The sequence below is a fragment of the Rhizobium sophoriradicis genome (assembly GCF_025200795.1).
Classification (GTDB): domain Bacteria; phylum Pseudomonadota; class Alphaproteobacteria; order Rhizobiales; family Rhizobiaceae; genus Rhizobium; species Rhizobium sophoriradicis.
In genome coordinates this window covers 3,418,754-3,435,899 of record NZ_CP104152.1, presented here as the reverse complement: position 1 = coordinate 3,435,899, position 17,146 = coordinate 3,418,754, and the positions used below count along the sequence as shown (strand labels likewise).

The window sequence follows — 17,146 nt, the reverse complement described above, 5'->3', positions numbered from 1 at the left end:
CGCAAAAATCGCTTCACACTTTTCCTGGAATTGCTCTAGGGGCATTCATGGCTAAGAAAATCCGCGTTCTCATCATCGACGATTCCGCCAGCATCCGTCAGACGCTGACGCATGTGCTGGAGCAGGATCCCGATATCGAGATCATGGCGGTGGCCTCCGATCCCTTCGTGGCGGCGCGCAAGCTGCTGGAGGAGGTCCCCGACGTCATCACGCTCGATGTCGAGATGCCGCGCATGGACGGCATCACTTTCCTGCGCAAGCTGATGGCGCAGCGGCCGATCCCCGTCGTGATGTGCTCGTCGCTGACCGAAGCGGGTTCGCAAACGCTGATCCAGGCGCTGGAGGCCGGCGCCGTCGACGTGATTCTGAAATCGAAGATCGGGGCCGCCGACAGTCTTTCCGATGATGCGATACGCATTCGCGAAATCGTCAAGAGTGCCTCGCAGGCACGGCTTACCACCGTCCGCCGCGCCGCCGGAACGATCCGCTCGGCTTCGGCCGACGGGCCGACCAAAAAGCTGACGGCGGATGCGATGCTGCCGCCGCCGACGGGGCGGGCCATGGCGAAGACGACCGAGATGGTCGTCTGCGTCGGCGCCTCCACCGGTGGCACGGAGGCGCTGCGCGAATTCCTGGAGGAATTGCCGGCCAATGCGCCCGGCATGGTGATCGTCCAGCATATGCCGGAGAGATTCACCGACGCTTTCGCCAAACGGCTGAACGGCCTCTGCGAGGTCGAGGTCAAGGAAGCTGTCGACGGTGACCCGGTGCTGCGCGGGCATGTGCTGATTGCGCCCGGCGACAAGCACATGCTGCTCGAACGCCAGGGCGCGCGCTACCATGTCAGCGTCAAGATGGGGCCGCTGGTGTCGCGCCACAGGCCTTCTGTCGACGTACTCTTCCGCTCGGCGGCGCGGTCCGCCGGCTCGAATGCCATGGGGATCATCATGACCGGCATGGGCGATGACGGCGCGCGCGGCATGCTGGAAATGCATCAGGCCGGCGCCTACACGGTGGCGCAGGACGAGGCGAGCTCGATTGTTTTCGGCATGCCGAAGGAGGCGATCGCCAGAGGCGGCGTCGACCGCATCCTTCCGCTCGATCAGATCGCTCGCGAAGTGATGATGACGCAGCAGAAATTCTGAGGCACGTTGTGAACCGATGCGGCCGGAATAAATGCCGGTTTCCAGGCCGGCAAGCCGCCTTGCGCGCCTCCTCTTGAAATTTCCACGATTTTGTGGTCTTGAGGCCGCCAATCTTTGCAGCGCTGCCTGTCATGCATGTTCAGGGACATTTCCCGCCCCTGGCAGCGCGCGTCCCGTATCAGTCCCAAGGAAATGCGCCGATGGCCCGTTCAGCTCTTCTCAATGTCATGGTTCAGGCTGCCCTCAAGGCAGGAAAAACGCTGGGGCGTGATTTCGGCGAAGTGCAGAACCTGCAGGTTTCGGTGAAGGGACCGGGCGACTTCGTGTCCACCGCCGACCGCAAGGCCGAAAAGATCGTTCGGGAAGAACTGCTGAAGGCGCGCCCGACTTATGGTTTCCTCGGTGAGGAGAGCGAGGAGATCAAGGGCACCGACGGCGCGCATCGCTGGATCGTCGATCCGCTCGACGGCACCACCAACTTCCTGCACGGCATCCCGGCCTTCGCCGTCTCGATCGCGCTCGAACGCAACGGCGAGATCGTTGCGGCCGTCGTGTTCAATCCGGCGACCGACGAACTCTACACTGCCGAGCGCGGCGGCGGCGCCTTCCTCAACGACCGGCGCCTGCGCGTCGCTGCGCGCCGGGTGCTGTCGGATTGCGTCATCGGCTGCGGCGTGCCGGCGCTCGGCAAGCGCAATCACGGCAAATTCCTGGTCGAGCTTCGCCACGTGATGGGCGAAGTGGCGGGCATTCGCCGTCTGGGCTCGCCGACGCTTGATCTCGCCTATGTCGCCGCCGGACGTTTCGATGGTTTCTGGGAGGCGGAACTTGCACCCTGGGACATGGCGGCGGGCATTCTGCTCATCCGCGAAGCCGGCGGCTTTGCCAGCGATTGGGACGGCGGAGCGGCCATTCTGGAGGGTGGCGCGATCGTCGCCGGCAACGAGCACATCCACAAGGCGCTGATCGATGTCATCAAGCGACCGATTCCCGCCAAGTAGGCGAAGGAAAACGCGGCTGTTGTAAAGTCACGGTTTTCGCCTCCAGATACTTCAATTCGGCACAATGTTGCTCTAGTCTCCGCCAGCAATGAGTTCGGAGGCTGCTGAACCTATGGAAAATGTGAATGTGGCGGAGATCGGCTCCGCCGAAAAGACTCCCGGCGCTTATGCCTACAGGCTTTCGAGCCCCATGCCCTTCCTCTGGACGATGCTGCTTTTCCTCGTCATCGTCGGGTTCATTGCCGCCATCCTCTTCCGGCAGACGCAGACCGCCTTCATGCACAATCCGGGCCTCAACGGCCTGATCGTCGGCGTTCTCGCGGTCGGCATCATCCTTGTTTTCAATCACGTGCTGGCGCTTCGCCCCGAAGTGCGCTGGTTCAACTCCTTCCGCGCCGCCGGCAGCGCCGACAAGGTCAATCGCAATCCGCGGCTGCTGGCGCCGATGCGGGCTCTGATCGGCAATCGCAAGACGTCGTTGGCGCTATCGACGACGGCGCTGCGTTCGATCCTCGATTCGATCGCGACGCGCCTCGATGAATCGCGTGACGTCTCGCGCTACCTGATCGCCCTCCTGGTTTTCCTCGGCCTGCTCGGCACCTTCTGGGGCCTCATCGGCACGATCGGTTCGATCAGCAACGTCATTCAATCGCTGGATGCCGGTTCGAACGGTACGGGGGACGTGCTTTCGGCACTGAAGGAGGGGCTGTCCGCGCCGCTTTCGGGCATGGGCCAGGCCTTCTCGTCGTCGCTGCTCGGTCTTTCCGGTTCGCTCATTCTTGGCTTCCTCGACCTGCAGGCCGGCCGCGCGCAGAACCGCTTCTACACGGAGCTGGAAAACTGGCTCTCCTCCGTTACCGATGTCGGTTCCGATCTTGCGCCGGCGCTCGACGCCGTATCCGGCTCGTCCTCGGAGGACATGCGTGCGCTCACCGAATATCTGCGCAAGGCCTCCGAAGAGGGCGGCGTCGGCAGCCAGCGCTCGGTCGCCGCCATGGCGAGCCTTGCCGAAGGCATCCAGGGGCTCGTCAAGAACATGCGCAACGAGCAGCAGATGCTGCGCGACTGGATCGAGGCACAGCAGGACGAGGCCAAAGCAATGCGCCGCACGCTCGACCGGCTGGCCGAACGCATCGGCCTGCAGGAGCGAGCCGGTGACAAGGCCGAACGCCACCGCGACCGCACAAGCCACACAGAGAAGAGCGAGGGCAAGTAGCCATGGCTCTTGCCCGCAACCGCCGCCGCGAACGCACGGTCGACTATTGGCCGGGTTTCGTCGATGCGCTGTCGACGCTGCTGATCTCGATCATGTTCGTGCTGACGGTCTTCGTCGTCGGGCAGTTCATCCTAAGCCGCGAGATCACCGGACGTGATGAGGTGCTCAATCGCCTCAACAGCCAGATCAACGAACTGACGCAGCTTCTGGCGCTCGAAAAGGGCAGCAACCAGGATCTCCAGGATTCGGTCGCCAACCTGCAGGCCTCGCTTGCCACTGCCGAGGGCGACCGTTCGCGGCTGCAGGCGCTGCTGAACGCCGGTTCGGGCGGCCAGGACGCGGCCCAGAAGCGGATCGGCGCGATGACGCAGGAGCTCGACGAGCAGAAACAGGTGAGCGAGCGGGCCCTCAGCCAGGTCGAGCTGTTGAACCAGCAGATCGCCGCACTTCGCAGCCAGATCGCCGCCGTCGAAGCAGCCCTTCAGGCGTCGGAGGAGAAAGACCGGGTCTCGCAGACCAAGATTGCCGATCTCGGCAGCCGCCTCAACGTGGCGCTCGCCGCACGCGTGCAGGAGCTGAACCGCTACCGTTCCGACTTCTTCGGCCGCCTGCGCGAGATCCTTTCGGACCGCGAGAATATCCGCATCGTCGGCGACCGGTTCGTCTTCCAATCGGAAGTGCTGTTTCCCTCGGGCGGCGCCGATCTCAATCCGGAGGGGCAGACCGAGATGGCAAAGCTTGCGACCGCCCTGCTCGACCTCGCCAAGGAAATTCCGCCTGAGATCAACTGGGTGCTGCGCGTCGACGGCCATACCGACAACGTGCCGCTCGGCGGAACGGGACGGTATCGCGACAATTGGGAGCTTTCCTCGGCGCGTGCGACGTCGGTCGTCAAGTTCCTGATCGGTCAAGGCGTGCCGGCTGATCGGCTCGTTGCCGCCGGCTTCGGCGAGTTCCAGCCGATCGCACCCGGCGATACGCCGGAGGCGCGCGCCACCAACCGCCGCATCGAGCTGAAGCTGACCGAGAAATAATCAGCTTTATATTGTCTGCCGGCACTCCTCGAGCCTGTCGGCGAGAAAGGCTCGAACGGCTGGACTGTCGCTGAGGCCGATCGCCGTCACGTAAGCGTCAGCCGCGGCGGTATTGTCGCCCGCCCGTGCCAGAAGAAAGGCACGCACGGCCCAGTACGGCTGATAGGCCGAGACGGCGCTCGCATCGATCCTGTCGAGCCGGTCGAGGCCTTCGTCGGCACTCGAGGCCCTGCCGATCACCGCCGCCTCGGCGACGCGTGCGCCGAGCGTCGGCTTCATCACCAACAGCGCGGCGTAGAGCGTCGTCAGCGCCTGCCAGTCGGTCGTTCCGGAAAGGCGGCGGGTTGCATGCACCGATTGAATTGCCGCCTGACACCGGAAGGGGCCGAAACGGTCGAAGCCTCCGGCTTTGCGCAGCAGAGCGTCTGCCTCGGCGATCATGATCGCGTTCCAGACCGCCGTATCCTGCTCGTCCAGCGGCACATATCGGCCGTCGCCGCGGCGTCGGGCATTGCGGCGGGCTTCGCAGTGAAGCATCAGCGACAGGAGGCCGATCGCTTCCGGCTCGTCCGGCAGCAGCGTCAGCAGCGCCCGGCCGAGCCAGATCGCTTCGGCGGCAAGCGACTGGTGCGCCTCCTCGCCGTCAAGGCCATCCCATCCGATGCCATAGGCGGCGTAGATCGCAGAAAGCACGGCGGCCAGCCGCTCCGGCAGGGTGGGCCGAGGCGGAACGGTGAAGGGAATACCGGCATCGCGGATCTTCACCTTGGCCCGCACCAGCCGCTGGCTTATCGCTTGCGGCGAAACAACGAAGGCCCGTGCGATGGTCCTCGCCTCGATGCCGAGAACAGTCTGCAGCATCAGCGCCGTATGCACCGAGCTGTCGATGGCGGGATGGCTGCAGGCAAAGAGCAGTTTTAGCCGCTCATCGGGAAAGACGGAATTGCCAGCCTCGTTCATGCGCTCCTCCGCTTCCTCGAAGGCGAGCGATATCGTCGTTTGGGCGTTGGCCGCGACGATGCGGTGGCGGGCCGCCTGCATGAGGTTGCGGCGAGCGGCCACCAGCAGCCAGGCTTCGGGATTGCCAGGAATGCCGCGCTCCGGCCAGACGCGCAAGGCCGACGCCAACGCCTCCGACAACGCGTCTTCCGCCGCCGGCACATCACGCGAGCGGGCGACGAGAAAGGCGATCAGTTTGCCATAGGACTGACGCGCCACCTGTTCGGCAGCGCGTCGGGCATCGGCTGACATTCCCGCCTCACATCTGCAGGCGCGGGCGCACCTCGACCGAACCCTTGTCGGAGATCGGAACACGGGTCGCCCATTCCAACGCGGTGTCCATATCGGGGACCTCGATCAGATAGAAGCCGCCGAGCTGTTCCTTGCCTTCCGGATAGGGCCCGTCCTGGACATCGTGATCCTCGCCTTTGCGGCGCAGGATCGTGCCGGTCTCGGGAGCTGTCAGACCAGCGCCGCCGGTCATGATTCCTGCCTGCGCGAGCGCCTTGCTGTAGGCGACCCAACCGTCGCGATAGGCAGGATCGCTGCGGCGGGCGAAATCTTCGGGGGCTTCGCGAATGATGAGAGCATATTGCATGGAAAACTCCTGATCTCGTTGTTGGCTTGCTCCAGGCAGGCCGACGAAAGCCGTTATGCCCGGTGGAGCGGCTCTGCCGTTCCAAGACAATGAGGCGCGAGCGGCGGTCCTTTCGACATGGCTTTGAAAAATACTTGAAAAAGAAAACGGCGCCGGAAATCCGATAGCAGGTGAGCCGGGCTCAAAGGCACCAGCGCCGCTCAAGGGCGCAAAAAAGGCAGGGCGGCGCTTACGCCGCCCGTGCCGTCCTGCTCAGGCTTCGGCCTTCGTCTGATCGACGATGTCGGCGCCTGGCGTGTTCTTCTTGATGGATTCAATGGCACTCATGGCCGAGGCCTTCGCCTTATAGCCTTCGGACAGGAACATGGTTTCCCCGTTCGATGCCTTGAAGCGGAAGCGGAATTCGCCTGATTTATCCTTGTAAACTTCGAATTTGTACATGGATGTCTCCCGAAACGCTGAATTGTACCATCAGCATTGAGGAGGCTAGAGCAAAATGGCGAGCTTTTCCACTACCTTAATGAGAATTGGGGTGCCTGACGCAATCGCCCGAAAATCGTCGTCGATTTTCGCAAAGCATGATGCGCCAGGTCGGCGCGCTTTCTTGTGCGTGGAAGACATGCCGCGCGGCAGCGTCCATCAACATGGTTTCCATTGGCCGCCCGTGATGTGCGGCGAACGCCGCCGCGTCATTCCATCTGGATGTTCGCGCCCTTGACGACCGGCCCCCATTTGGCGAGCTCGGCTTTCACATGGGCTGCGAGTTCCTCCGGCGTGGAGCCGACAATGGTGGCGCTGAACTCCTTCATCCGTTCGGCAACGGCGGGATCGGCGAGCGCCTTCTTGGCCGAGGCGTTGAGGCGCGTTACCACCTCGCTCGGCGTCTTTGCCGGCGCGAAGAGGGCGTTCCAAGTATAGGTCTCATAGCCTGGAATGCCGGATTCCGCGACCGTCGGCACGTCGGGGAAGGAGGGTGCGCGCTCAGCCGTCGTCACCGCCAGCGCCCTCAGCGTGCCAGCCTTTATGTGGCTGGACGACGAGGGCAGGTTGTCGAACATGATCGGCACCTGATTGCCGATGACATCGTTCAAGGCGGGGCCGGCGCCCTTATAGGGGATGTGCTGCATGCTGACGCCGGCCATACTCTTGAACAGTTCGCCGGACAGATGCAGCGGCGTGCCGTTGCCCGACGAGGCGTAACTGTATTTGTCGGGCTCGGCCTTCAGGAGCGCGATCAGTTCCGGCACTGTCTTTGCCGGCAGTTCCGGATTGACGACCAGCACGTTCGGCACGACGACGAGCAGCGAGACCGGCGCGAAATCCTTCTCGGGATCATAGGGGGTCGATTTGAGGATCAGCGGATTGAGGGCGTGGGTTGCGACCGTGCCCATTAGAATGGTGTAGCCGTCGGGGTCGGCGCGGGCGACGTTGCCGGCGCCGAGATTGCCGCCGGCGCCGGCGACATTCTGGACGATCACCTGCTGGCCGAGATCCTCCGACATCTTCTGCGCGACGATACGGGCGACGACGTCGGTCGAGCCGCCGGCCGCGAAGGGCACGACCATGGTGATCGCGCGATCCGGAAAATCCGCGGCAACGGAAGCCGTGCCGAGACCGAGCGTTGCAGCCAGGCCGAAAGCGAGCGCAAGGCCCGTGCGTCGCGTCATATCGGAAAGCGCCATTCCTATCTCCTCCCAAGGATTTCAACAACCATCCCCTACCCAGGGGCATGAAGAGGGTAGGGCGGGCGGTGCGAAAGACAACCGCGAGAAGGTTCAAGAGAGGTCAGACTTTAGTTGCTGTCCTCAGAAAAGCGGCTGCCGGCTATTTCGCGGCGGCGAGTACATCTTCGTTCGCGGCGTCGAACTGCAGCCGCGCCAGCCGCGCATAGATGCCGCCGTGGCGGATCAGGCTCTGATGCGTGCCTTCCTCGACGACGCGGCCCTGGTCCATGACGAGGATGCGGTCGGCCTTCAAGACGGTGGCCAGGCGATGGGCGATGACGAGCGTCGTGCGGCCATCGACCAGCCCGTCGAGCGCCTTCTGCACCAGGGTCTCGCTTTCGGCGTCAAGGGCAGACGTCGCCTCGTCGAGCAACAGTACGGGCGCGTTCTTCAGGATGGCGCGGGCAATGGCGATGCGCTGCCGCTGGCCGCCCGACAGGGTGACGCCGCGTTCGCCGACCTCGGTCTCATAGCCGCTCTCCAGCCGGGATATGAACTCGTCGGCCTGGGCGGCAAGGGCTGCGGCGCGGACCTCCTCCGGCGAGGCGCCGGGGCGGCCGAAGGCGATGTTGTCATGGATCGAAGCGGCAAAGATGGTGACGTCCTGCGGCACGATGGCAATGCGCTGGCGCAACTCGTCCGGTGTCGTCAGCCGCGCGTCGACACCGTCGATCGTCACGCTGCCCTGCTGCGGATCGTAGAAGCGCAGCAGCAGCGAAAAGACGGTGCTCTTGCCGGCGCCGGAGGGGCCGACGATGGCGACGGTCTCGCCGGGCGCGATCGCAAAGCTTAAGCCGTGCAATGCCGATTTGCCGGGGCGCGAGGGATATGCGAAATGCACGCCGGAAAATTCGACGCGGCCGCGGCTGGGCGAGGGCAGGGCTTCGGGGCTGGCAGGGGCGGCGATCGGCGAGACCTCGTCGAGAAGCTCGGTCAGACGGTCGGCAGCGCCGGCCGCCTGCGAGAGTTCGCCCCAGACCTCCGACAGTGCGCCAAGCGATCCGGCGGAGATGACGGCATAGAGCAGGAACTGACCGAGCGTGCCGGCCGAAAGCGTGCCGGCAAGGACGCTGTGAGCGCCGACCCAGAGGACCGCGACGACGCTGCCGAAGATCAGCGTGATGGCGATACCCGTCAGCAAGGCACGCGAGCGGATGGCGGCGCGGGCAGCGTCATAGGCAGATTCGACGGCGCCGCCGTAGCGTGTCGCTGCGGCATCCTCGCCGTTGAAAGCCTGTACCGTGCGGGTCGCGGCGATCGTCTCGTTGGCGAAGGCGGAGGCTTCGGCAAGCGTATCCTGAGCGGCGCGGGAACGCCTGCGCACCGAGCGGCCGAAGGCGACGAGCGGGAAGACGATCAGCGGGATCGCCCCGATGACGAGGCTGGAAAGTTTCGGCGAGGTGACGACCATCATGCCCATGGCGCCGAGACAGAGGATGAGGTTCCTGAGCGCTACCGAGGCGGTGGCGCCGACGGCGGATTTGATTTGCGTCGTGTCGGCCGTCAGCCGCGAGATGATTTCGCCGGACTGGTTGACGTCGAAGAAGGAGGGCGACAGCCGTGTCACATGGGCAAAGACATCGCGGCGAAGATCGGCGACGATGCGCTCGCCAATGGTGATGACGAAATAGTAGCGTAGCGCGCTGGCGATCGCGAGCACGATGGCCATGACCATCAGCATGGCGAAGTAGCTGTTGATGAAGCGGCCATCGGACTGGGTGAAGCCATGATCGATCATGCGGCGCACGGCGAGCGGCAGCGCCAGTGAGGTGATGGCAGCAAGCGCCAGTGAAATCAGCGCTCCGGCCACCAAGCCGCGATAGCGCATGACATAAGGCGTCAGCCGCCCAAGCGGACGCAGCGAGCGCCTTTTGTTTTCCCCAGCTTGTGCCTGTTCTGCCAAATCGTCTCCGATCGCCTCAAGGACCCGCTAATGCGGCCTGTTGGCACTTGTTATCCCGGCGTCCTTCATGTATAGGCACGCCATCCTAATGGGAAGCCGTAGCCATCACGACTGCGGCTTCATTTATTCAATCGGTTCGGTGGCCGCAACTGCATGCGGCAAATTGAACTCCGGTATCGCAGGAAGATTGTTATGAAGGCAGGCATCCATCCCGACTATCACACGATCAAGGTAGTCATGACCGATGGCACCGAATACGAAACCCGCTCGACCTGGGGTTCGGAAGGCGCTGTCATGAATCTCGAGATCGATTCCAAGTCGCACCCGGCCTGGACGGGCGGCAACCAGCAGCTCATGGACCGCGGCGGCCGCGTCTCCAAGTTCAACAAGCGTTTCGGCGGCCTCGGCCTCTAATCGCTTCTGCTCGACGGAATTTGAAAGAGCTCGGCTTTGCCGGGCTTTTTTGCGTTGTACGAATGCTGAGGCACATCGGCAACAAAAAACCGGCCGCGCGGAGCGCAGCCGGTTACATATGAATTCTCTCATGAACTGGTCAGTTGTTGCCGAAAGCCGTCTGCAGCAGGGAAAGCTGAGCCTGGACGCTATTCTGATTATCGTGAACGATCACGGCCTCGGCCGGACGATAGATTTCGCGATCAAGCAAGGCAATGCGGTTCTGCAGGCGCAGGGAGCGCTCGACGAGATCGCGGAAGGATTCCGGCAGATCGCCCCAGCCCGGTGCGGCGCGGTCGACGTTGAAGCCGTCGAGGCGAACCTTGTTCTTTTCGGCCAGCACCTGGTCGCGGGACATCTCGCCGTTGTTGACGGCGCGCTGCAGCAGCAGCCAGGAGGCCATCTGCATCAGGCGGGTGGTCAGCCGCATCGATTCAGCGGCGTAGAGGACAGACGCCATGCGCGGCAAAACCTTGGAGGCTGCGCGGCCCTGGCCGTCGAGATAGGCGGCGGTCTCTTCGACCAGCGACATGCCTTCGGCATAAAGCGCCTTGAACTGCGAGGATGCAGCCGCGCGGCCCGCAAAACTGATCGTGTTCAATCCAACTTCCGACATCGCAATAGTCCCTGTTGCACGCAGCTACTTATGGTCAGGTAACGCCGGCTCCGACGGAAAAGTTTCCGCGTCCGGTCTTTATGACTTTAAGATGGTATCATTAGCGCAAATGCGCAAGCCGTTTCTTAAGAAAGGGTTAATCTCCACAGTTTCATGGAAATGCGCCGGCCGCAGCAAAAAGAAGAGCCGCAAAAGCGGCTCTCAAGGTAAAACAGGGAGAAAAATCAGACCAATTCACCGCGTGGAAAACTGTCTGAAATCCAGAGAAATTCTGGATGAATACAGTAATACCTTATAAAGCTTAATAATTTATTAACATTGTGCCGAATGAAGACTTGAGGCAGGCTCATTTTGCCTGCCTATGGTCTTGTTTTTCGAGGCTTTTAACCGATCATGTGCGGAAGAAGCTTTCAGCCGCCTGCCGTCCGGAGGCCTTGCGGGCGGCTTCGGCTTCGAGCCGGGCGATCTCTGCTTTCAGCAATTCCACCCGTGCCTTCAGCTCATCCACCGACAGCATGGAGAGATCGGCGCCGACCTCGTGGGCGGTTTTCTTCTGCGGTCTGTCGTCATCGATAAAGCTCATTGGTTCTCCTCCGTGCTGTTGGCAACATGATGCCGGAAAATACAGGCGATACGGAATCGAGATTTAGGCCGATCTGGCGCAAGTCCACCCGTACCGAGAGCATTTCTGGTTTGGCTAGCCACGGAGCAAATCGCGGGCGCGGTTTGCGGGACGCTTTATCCGAACTTTACAGCAGAATCGCCGCTTTCGGGAGACTTGCCGGTGCCGCGATCGGCGAGCGACATGCTTTGCGGCGTCAGCATCGGCGAAGTGCCGGTCGGGATCGTCGTATAGGCGTCGCGGTCGCTGGCCGGGACGGCGGCGCGGATGCGGCTTCTGATAATGGCATAAACGGTGATCAGCACATGGGCGACGGCGGTGACGAGGAACAGCGCGTGCGGGGTGATGACCGACATCACGGGGCCGCCGAGCGTCGGGCCTATGACGGTGCCGATGCCGTAGAGGAGCAGCAGTCCGCCGGAGACCTTGACGAAATCCTCCGATGCCGCGAAGTCGTTCGCGTGAGCGACGGCGATCGGGTAGAGCGTATTGGCCACCGCGCCGTAAAGGACAACCAACCCGATCAGCAAGGCGGGCGATGTCGGGTGGAGCATGAAGATCAGCAGGCCGGCGAGGGCGGCGATCGCCGACATGGCGGCGAGCACGTAGCGCCGGTCGATCCGATCGGAAAGTCGGCCGGCCGGCAGCTGCATCATGGCGCCGGCGAAGATGGTGGCGCTCATCATGACGGCGATGCTGGTGTCGGAAAGACCGGCGCCGGCGCCGAAGACGGCGCCCAGCGTGCCATAGGCGCCGTTGGCGATGCCGACGAGCAGGATGCCGAGGCAGGAGACGGGCGAATTGCGGTAGAGCGCCGGCAGGTCGAGGCGAACGGCCTTCAGCGGCTGCGGCGAGGCGGCGGTCGAAAGCGTCGTCGGCAGCATGGCGATGCAATAGAATATGCCGCAGATCATGAACAGCACCGGCGTACGCACGTCCTCGAGCGGGATCATCATCTGGCCGGCGACGACGCCGATCAGCGTGATGCAGATGTAGAGGGAGAATATTGCGCCGCGGCTTTCGTTGCTCGCACGCTCGTTCAGCCAGCTTTCGATGATCATCGACGTGCCGGCAGTGGAGAAACCGGTGACGGTGCGCAGGACCACCCACCAGATTGGATCGATGATGATGCCGCTCACCAGCGCGATGATGGCGATGATCGAGATGAAGCCGGAAAAGGCTCTGACATGGCCGACGCGGCGCACCAGTTTCGGCGCCACCAGGCAGCCGATGACGAAGCCGCCGGCCCATGAGGTGCCAAGCAGGCCGAGCGTTGTCGTGGTATATCCTTCGATATTACCGCGCACCGGGAGCAGGATGCCCTGTAGGCCGTTGCCCATGAAAAGGAAGAGCGTGCCAAACAGCAACGCGGCGACGGACAGCAGATTTCTCTTCATTTCCCCAGCTCGGTCTCAGCAATTGTAAACGGACATAAGGCGAGACCTGCGTCTGGCCAGCCTCAAGATGATTGATTGTGCCCCGGAATCTCTTTACGGCGTGTCGAGATGCTCTTGTTCGCGCGGAAAAATGTCCGTCCTGTGACATTCCGAAAAATGGAAAAAATAAAGCATGACAAAGCTGATAGCCTTGCTGCTCATGCTTGCCATGGCGATACAGGTGATCAAGCCCCTCGGGTTCCCCGGCCTCCGGCGGCGCATGGATTTCTGGAAGATCGCGCTGATCGCCTTCGGCGTTTGGGCCGTGGCGCTCTTATCGCGCGATTTCCTGATGTGAGCTGGTACTCTATCCGGGGCAATCAGTCTTGCAGGATGATTTCTCCGCACATGACGGCAACGCAGCGTCCCGAGATGACGACATCGGTGACGATGCCCCGCGATTTTAAGACATCAAGGTCAATGATGCTACGGCGGCCCATTTCAACGCCTTGTTCGATGGTGATGCGGACGTCCATATCGGCTTCCGGCGCAAGCGACACGAGATAGGCGCCGAGTGCGGCCGAAGCGCTGCCGGTAGCCGGGTCCTCAGGCACGTTGTCGAGGGGCGCGAACATGCGGGCGCAAATGTTCCACGGGTTCTCGGCCGATCTGGCATAGACAAAGAGCGAGAAGTCGTGGCCGCTCGTCGTATGGCGGCCTGCGGCCGCCTGGAAGCCGGCGAGGTTCGGGCGGGCGGCGGCCAGGGTTTCGAGCCCCTTCAATTCGGCGACGGCGAAATTCAGGCCGACGGAGGCAAAGACCGGCGCGTGGGTGGTGGTGACGACGGCGCTGGGATCGAGCGAGATGCAGCGGGCGACGGTTTCCTCGGCAATAGTATCGCCGACCGTCAGCGGCCGCGGCGCGCGGATGGCGGTGGCCTCGATCTGTCCGTGGTTGCGTTTCAGGTCGACTTCGACGATGCCGGCCTTTTCCTCGAAGCGTAGCCTGTCGCCGACCGGCTTGCCGAAGATCTCCGCCTGCCGGCCGAGCACATAGGCGGTGCCGACATTCGGATGGCCGGCGAAGGGTATTTCCATCGTCGGCGTGAAGATGCGCACGCGGGCCGAATTCCGCGGATCTTCCGGCGGCAGGACGAAGGTGACTTCGGAATAGTTGAACTCGGTGGCGATCTTCTGCATCGCCGCATCGCTCAAGCCCCGGGCATCGGAAATGACGGCAAGCGGATTGCCCTCGAAGCGGGTGGACGTGAAGACGTCGACGGTGACGTAGGAGAGGGTGTTCATGGCGGCTCCAGTGGTGACGGGCCGTTATGAGTAAGCATGGTTTTTAAGGGAATGAAGCGGTTTCTTGTCGCCGTGACAATGAGAGGGTGAGCGTCTTACGCGCCGGACTGATTGTCCCCGCAACTTCCTCGGCGGCAATGGAGAGGGCGGCGTCTCTCCACGTTCCCCTCACAAGTCAGTTGAGGCCGTGACATTGTCTGGTTTCGCTAGCGGATGGCGTCGCTGACACGGGCGTGCGCTGTGAATGGTTTCTCGTGCCGACCCCACGGTCCGTCATGCTCCGCCTTGAGCTTGCCTTGAGCCGAGCATCCACACCGCATCCGTCAGCAGCAGTCGCATGGATCCCAGGCTCAAGGCCTGGGATGACTGAGGGTGAGGTTGGCGTTCTCGCCAAACTCGCGGCCGGCGTACACAGGCACACCGCACCGGGTGCTTCATTCGGCCGGCACTCACCATATGCTCCCTCCTGTGACCTCCGTTGGGCGAAGCCCTAAGGTGCACAGGAATGAGGGAGGCGAGGGGACCGGGCGGGAGCGGCAACGCTGCGTTCGCTGCCCCCGCCCGAACCAAGTCCAAAAATCAAGCGGCCTTTTCCAGGTCCTTCTTCCAGCTGCCCTTGGCGGCAAGGCTGTTCATCTCGGCGCGGTGGGTGAATTCGCGCTGGCCGGCGGCGACATTTTCCGGCTTGCCGTTCCAGGTTTTGAGGGCGCTGTCCTGCAGGGCGCGGCCATAGGAGAAAGTGACGAGCCAGGGCAGGTCATGGCCGTTGATCGCGGAAAGGTGGGCAGTTGCTTCTTCCGTGGTCTGGCCGCCGGAAAGGAAGGCGATGCCGGGAACGGCGGAGGGAACGGTCGCCTTCAGAACCTTGACGGTGCGCTCGGCAACTTCCTCGACCGATGCCTTGCGGGCGTTCTTGCCGTCGATGACCATATTCGGCTTCAGGATCATGCCTTCGAGGCTGACGCGGGCTTCGGCCAGTTCCTCGAAAACAATGCGCAGGGTGGATTCAGTGACTTCGGCGCAGCGGTCGATATTGTGGTCGCCCGGCTTGCCGTCCATCAGGCATTCCGGCTCGACGATCGGTACGATCTTGGCTTCCTGGCAGAGAGCTGCATAGCGGGCGAGCGCCTGAGCGTTGGCACGGACCGAGCCGCGGGTCGGCAGCGAGGACGAGATGGCGATGACGCCGCGCCATTTGGCGAAACGGGCGCCGGCTTCATAATAGCGGGCAAGGCGCTCGCCGAGGCCGTCGAGGCCTTCGGTGATGGTTTCGCCGGGGAATTTGGCCATCGGCTTGGCGCCGGTATCGACCTTGATGCCGGGAATGGAACCGGCAGCGCGGATGATGTCGACGAAAGGCGTGCCGTCGGCGGCCTTCTGGAAAAGCGTCTCTTCGAAAAGGATGACGCCGGAGATATATTTCTTCATCGCCTCGTCGGAGCGGAAGAGCATCTCGCGGTAGTCGCGGCGGCTGGTTTCGGTCGATTCGAGATTGATCGTGTCGAAACGCTTCTTGATGGTGGAGGTCGATTCGTCAGCCGCAAGCAGTCCCCGGCCGCCCGCAACCATCTGCACTGCAATGTCTTCCAGTCGTTCGCTCATTCGATCTCTCCACAGCGTTAACATCGGCGGTTTAAGAATATAGGACGGCGATAACAGAAGTTTATAGTGAGGAAAATGGAAGGCTAAGTCATTGAAACGATTGAAATCAATTCAATCGTTTGAAAAAATGGGATTTTTTCCGACGCTTGAGCAAAAGACCACGGAAGGCTCCTCGCCACCGCGGTCTATCCACATGTAAAACCTGCCAAATTGCGTTGGCGGCGCCGCACCGCCTATTGCAAGGTGCGACGCCGAATGCGTTTTTTCGCGCCAAGGCGCTCGGTCTTATCTGGCGGCGTTGAGGACGGCGACGCCGGGGAGCTCCTTGCCTTCCATCCATTCGAGGAAGGCGCCACCGGCGGTCGAGACATAGGTGAAATCGTCGGCAACGCCGGCATGGTTGAGCGCCGAAACGGTGTCGCCGCCACCGGCAACCGAGGTGAGCTTTCCGGCTGCAGTGCGCTCAGCGGCGTATTTCGCGGCAGCAACCGTTGCGGTGTCGAAGGGCTCGATTTCGAAGGCGCCGAGCGGCCCGTTCCAGACGAGCGTTGCGGCGCGCTCGATCCAGGCGTTGATAGCCTCGACCGATTTCGGCCCGACGTCGAGCACCATGGCATCGGCGGGAATGGCGTCGATATCGACTGTCTCGTTGGCGGCACCCGCCTTAAATTCGCGGGCGACGACGCCGTCCTCCGGCAGGATGATGGCGCAGCCTGATGTCGCCGCCTCGATCATGATCTGCTTGGCGGTTTCGGCAAGATCATGCTCGCAGAGCGACTTGCCGACATTGGTGCCGCGGGCGGCGATAAAGGTGTTGGCCATGCCGCCGCCGATGACCAGCGCGTCGACCTTCTTCACCAGGTTCATCAGGAGGTCGATCTTGGTGGAGACCTTGGCGCCGCCGACGATGGCGACCACCGGGCGGGCCGGGGCGCCGAGGCCCTTTTCCAGTGCTTCCAGTTCGGCCTGCATGGTGCGGCCGGCATAGGCCGGCAGATGGTGAGCAAGGCCCTCGGTCGAGGCATGGGCGCGATGAGCGGCGGAGAAGGCGTCGTTGACATAAATATCGCCGTTGGCGGCAAGCGCCTTGGTGAAGTCGGGCTCGTTCTTCTCCTCGCCTTTGTGGAAGCGGGTGTTTTCCATCAGCAGAATATCGCCGTCATTCATCGCGGCGACGGCCGAGGCGGCGGCGTCGCCGATGCAGTCGGAGGCAGTCAGCACGGCATGATCGAGCACTTCCTCGACGGAAGGGGCGATCAGCGACAGCGACAGATCAGGCGACGGGCCATCCTTCGGCCGGCCGAAATGGGCGAGCAGGATCACCTTGGCGCCCTTGTCGGACAATTCGAGGATCGTCGGCGCCACACGCTCGATGCGCGTCGTATCGGTGACCTTGCCATCCTTGACCGGAACGTTGAGGTCGACGCGGACGAGCACGCGCTTGCCGCTGATGTCGGAAAGATCGTCGAGGGTCTTGAAAGCAGGCATGGGGAGGATCCAGTCTTGGTTGGCGGAAGTTGCGCCGACCATAGCAAGGATCATTCGTGACGCAA

Annotated in this window: 17 protein-coding genes; 6 read left to right on the top strand and 11 right to left on the bottom strand. The window is 62.7% G+C overall.

Annotation, left to right across the window (positions count from 1 at the left end; genetic code table 11):
* The first annotated feature begins 47 nt into the window (after positions 1-47).
* The 4 genes from N2597_RS16955 to N2597_RS16940 all read left to right on the top strand — a co-directional run bounded on the left by N2597_RS16955 (position 48) and on the right by N2597_RS16940 (position 4,396).
* Entirely contained in the window at positions 48-1,145 is a 1,098-nt protein-coding gene (locus N2597_RS16955; RefSeq protein WP_096769899.1) for a protein-glutamate methylesterase/protein-glutamine glutaminase, read from the top strand.
* Positions 1,146-1,345: 200 nt separating this feature from the next.
* A complete protein-coding gene (locus N2597_RS16950; protein ID WP_183598260.1) occupies positions 1,346-2,146 on the top strand; it encodes an inositol monophosphatase family protein in 801 nt (266 codons plus the stop codon).
* 112 nt (positions 2,147-2,258) lie between these two features.
* A complete protein-coding gene (locus N2597_RS16945) occupies positions 2,259-3,362 on the top strand; it encodes a MotA/TolQ/ExbB proton channel family protein (RefSeq protein WP_038691164.1) in 1,104 nt (367 codons plus the stop codon).
* Between the two features lie 2 nt (positions 3,363-3,364).
* Positions 3,365-4,396, top strand: coding sequence for a peptidoglycan -binding protein (locus N2597_RS16940; protein ID WP_038691162.1), 1,032 nt, complete (start codon positions 3,365-3,367; stop codon positions 4,394-4,396).
* Positions 4,397-4,402: 6 nt separating this feature from the next.
* Here the strand turns inward: N2597_RS16940 and N2597_RS16935 are convergent, their stop codons facing one another.
* From N2597_RS16935 to N2597_RS16915, 5 genes are all read right to left on the bottom strand, one after another.
* Positions 4,403-5,647 (bottom strand): RNA polymerase sigma factor, encoded by a 1,245-nt coding sequence (locus N2597_RS16935; protein WP_183598262.1) that lies wholly within the window; start codon positions 5,645-5,647, stop codon positions 4,403-4,405.
* 7 nt (positions 5,648-5,654) lie between these two features.
* Entirely contained in the window at positions 5,655-5,993 is a 339-nt protein-coding gene (locus N2597_RS16930) for a YciI family protein (protein WP_012485138.1), read from the bottom strand.
* Between the two features lie 252 nt (positions 5,994-6,245).
* The gene (locus N2597_RS16925; RefSeq protein ID WP_009990299.1) at positions 6,246-6,434 is read right to left on the bottom strand and encodes a YegP family protein; all 189 of its coding nucleotides are present in this window, start codon (positions 6,432-6,434) and stop codon (positions 6,246-6,248) included.
* A 248-nt stretch (positions 6,435-6,682) separates the two neighbouring features.
* Entirely contained in the window at positions 6,683-7,675 is a 993-nt protein-coding gene (locus N2597_RS16920) for a Bug family tripartite tricarboxylate transporter substrate binding protein (RefSeq protein ID WP_038691157.1), read from the bottom strand.
* A 142-nt stretch (positions 7,676-7,817) separates the two neighbouring features.
* A complete protein-coding gene (locus tag N2597_RS16915) occupies positions 7,818-9,620 on the bottom strand; it encodes an ABC transporter transmembrane domain-containing protein (protein ID WP_096764331.1) in 1,803 nt (600 codons plus the stop codon).
* 192 nt (positions 9,621-9,812) lie between these two features.
* Here N2597_RS16915 and rpmE point away from each other — a divergent pair, with 192 nt between their 5' ends.
* The gene (gene rpmE, locus N2597_RS16910; RefSeq protein ID WP_009990270.1) at positions 9,813-10,034 is read left to right on the top strand and encodes a 50S ribosomal protein L31; all 222 of its coding nucleotides are present in this window, start codon (positions 9,813-9,815) and stop codon (positions 10,032-10,034) included.
* Between the two features lie 139 nt (positions 10,035-10,173).
* Here the strand turns inward: rpmE and rcdA are convergent, their stop codons facing one another.
* The 3 genes from rcdA to N2597_RS16895 form a co-directional block, all read right to left on the bottom strand.
* Entirely contained in the window at positions 10,174-10,689 is a 516-nt protein-coding gene (gene rcdA / locus N2597_RS16905; RefSeq protein ID WP_004679442.1) for a protease adaptor protein RcdA, read from the bottom strand.
* Between the two features lie 391 nt (positions 10,690-11,080).
* Positions 11,081-11,272: a DUF1192 domain-containing protein gene (locus N2597_RS16900; RefSeq protein ID WP_096764332.1), complete on the bottom strand. Its 192-nt coding sequence runs from the start codon at positions 11,270-11,272 to the stop codon at positions 11,081-11,083.
* Positions 11,273-11,427: 155 nt separating this feature from the next.
* Positions 11,428-12,708: an MFS transporter gene (locus N2597_RS16895; RefSeq protein ID WP_009996625.1), complete on the bottom strand. Its 1,281-nt coding sequence runs from the start codon at positions 12,706-12,708 to the stop codon at positions 11,428-11,430.
* Positions 12,709-12,880: 172 nt separating this feature from the next.
* Here N2597_RS16895 and N2597_RS16890 point away from each other — a divergent pair, with 172 nt between their 5' ends.
* On the top strand, positions 12,881-13,045 hold the full coding sequence (locus tag N2597_RS16890) for a hypothetical protein (RefSeq protein ID WP_009996623.1): 165 nt from the start codon (positions 12,881-12,883) through the stop codon (positions 13,043-13,045).
* 22 nt (positions 13,046-13,067) lie between these two features.
* Here the strand turns inward: N2597_RS16890 and N2597_RS16885 are convergent, their stop codons facing one another.
* The 3 genes from N2597_RS16885 to N2597_RS16875 form a co-directional block, all read right to left on the bottom strand.
* Positions 13,068-13,991, bottom strand: a complete 924-nt coding sequence (locus tag N2597_RS16885; protein WP_183598264.1) for a PhzF family protein — start codon at positions 13,989-13,991, stop codon at positions 13,068-13,070.
* 579 nt (positions 13,992-14,570) lie between these two features.
* Positions 14,571-15,593 (bottom strand): class I fructose-bisphosphate aldolase, encoded by a 1,023-nt coding sequence (locus tag N2597_RS16880; protein ID WP_183598267.1) that lies wholly within the window; start codon positions 15,591-15,593, stop codon positions 14,571-14,573.
* A 285-nt stretch (positions 15,594-15,878) separates the two neighbouring features.
* Entirely contained in the window at positions 15,879-17,081 is a 1,203-nt protein-coding gene (locus N2597_RS16875; protein ID WP_183598269.1) for a phosphoglycerate kinase, read from the bottom strand.
* Between the last annotated feature and the right edge of the window lie 65 nt (positions 17,082-17,146).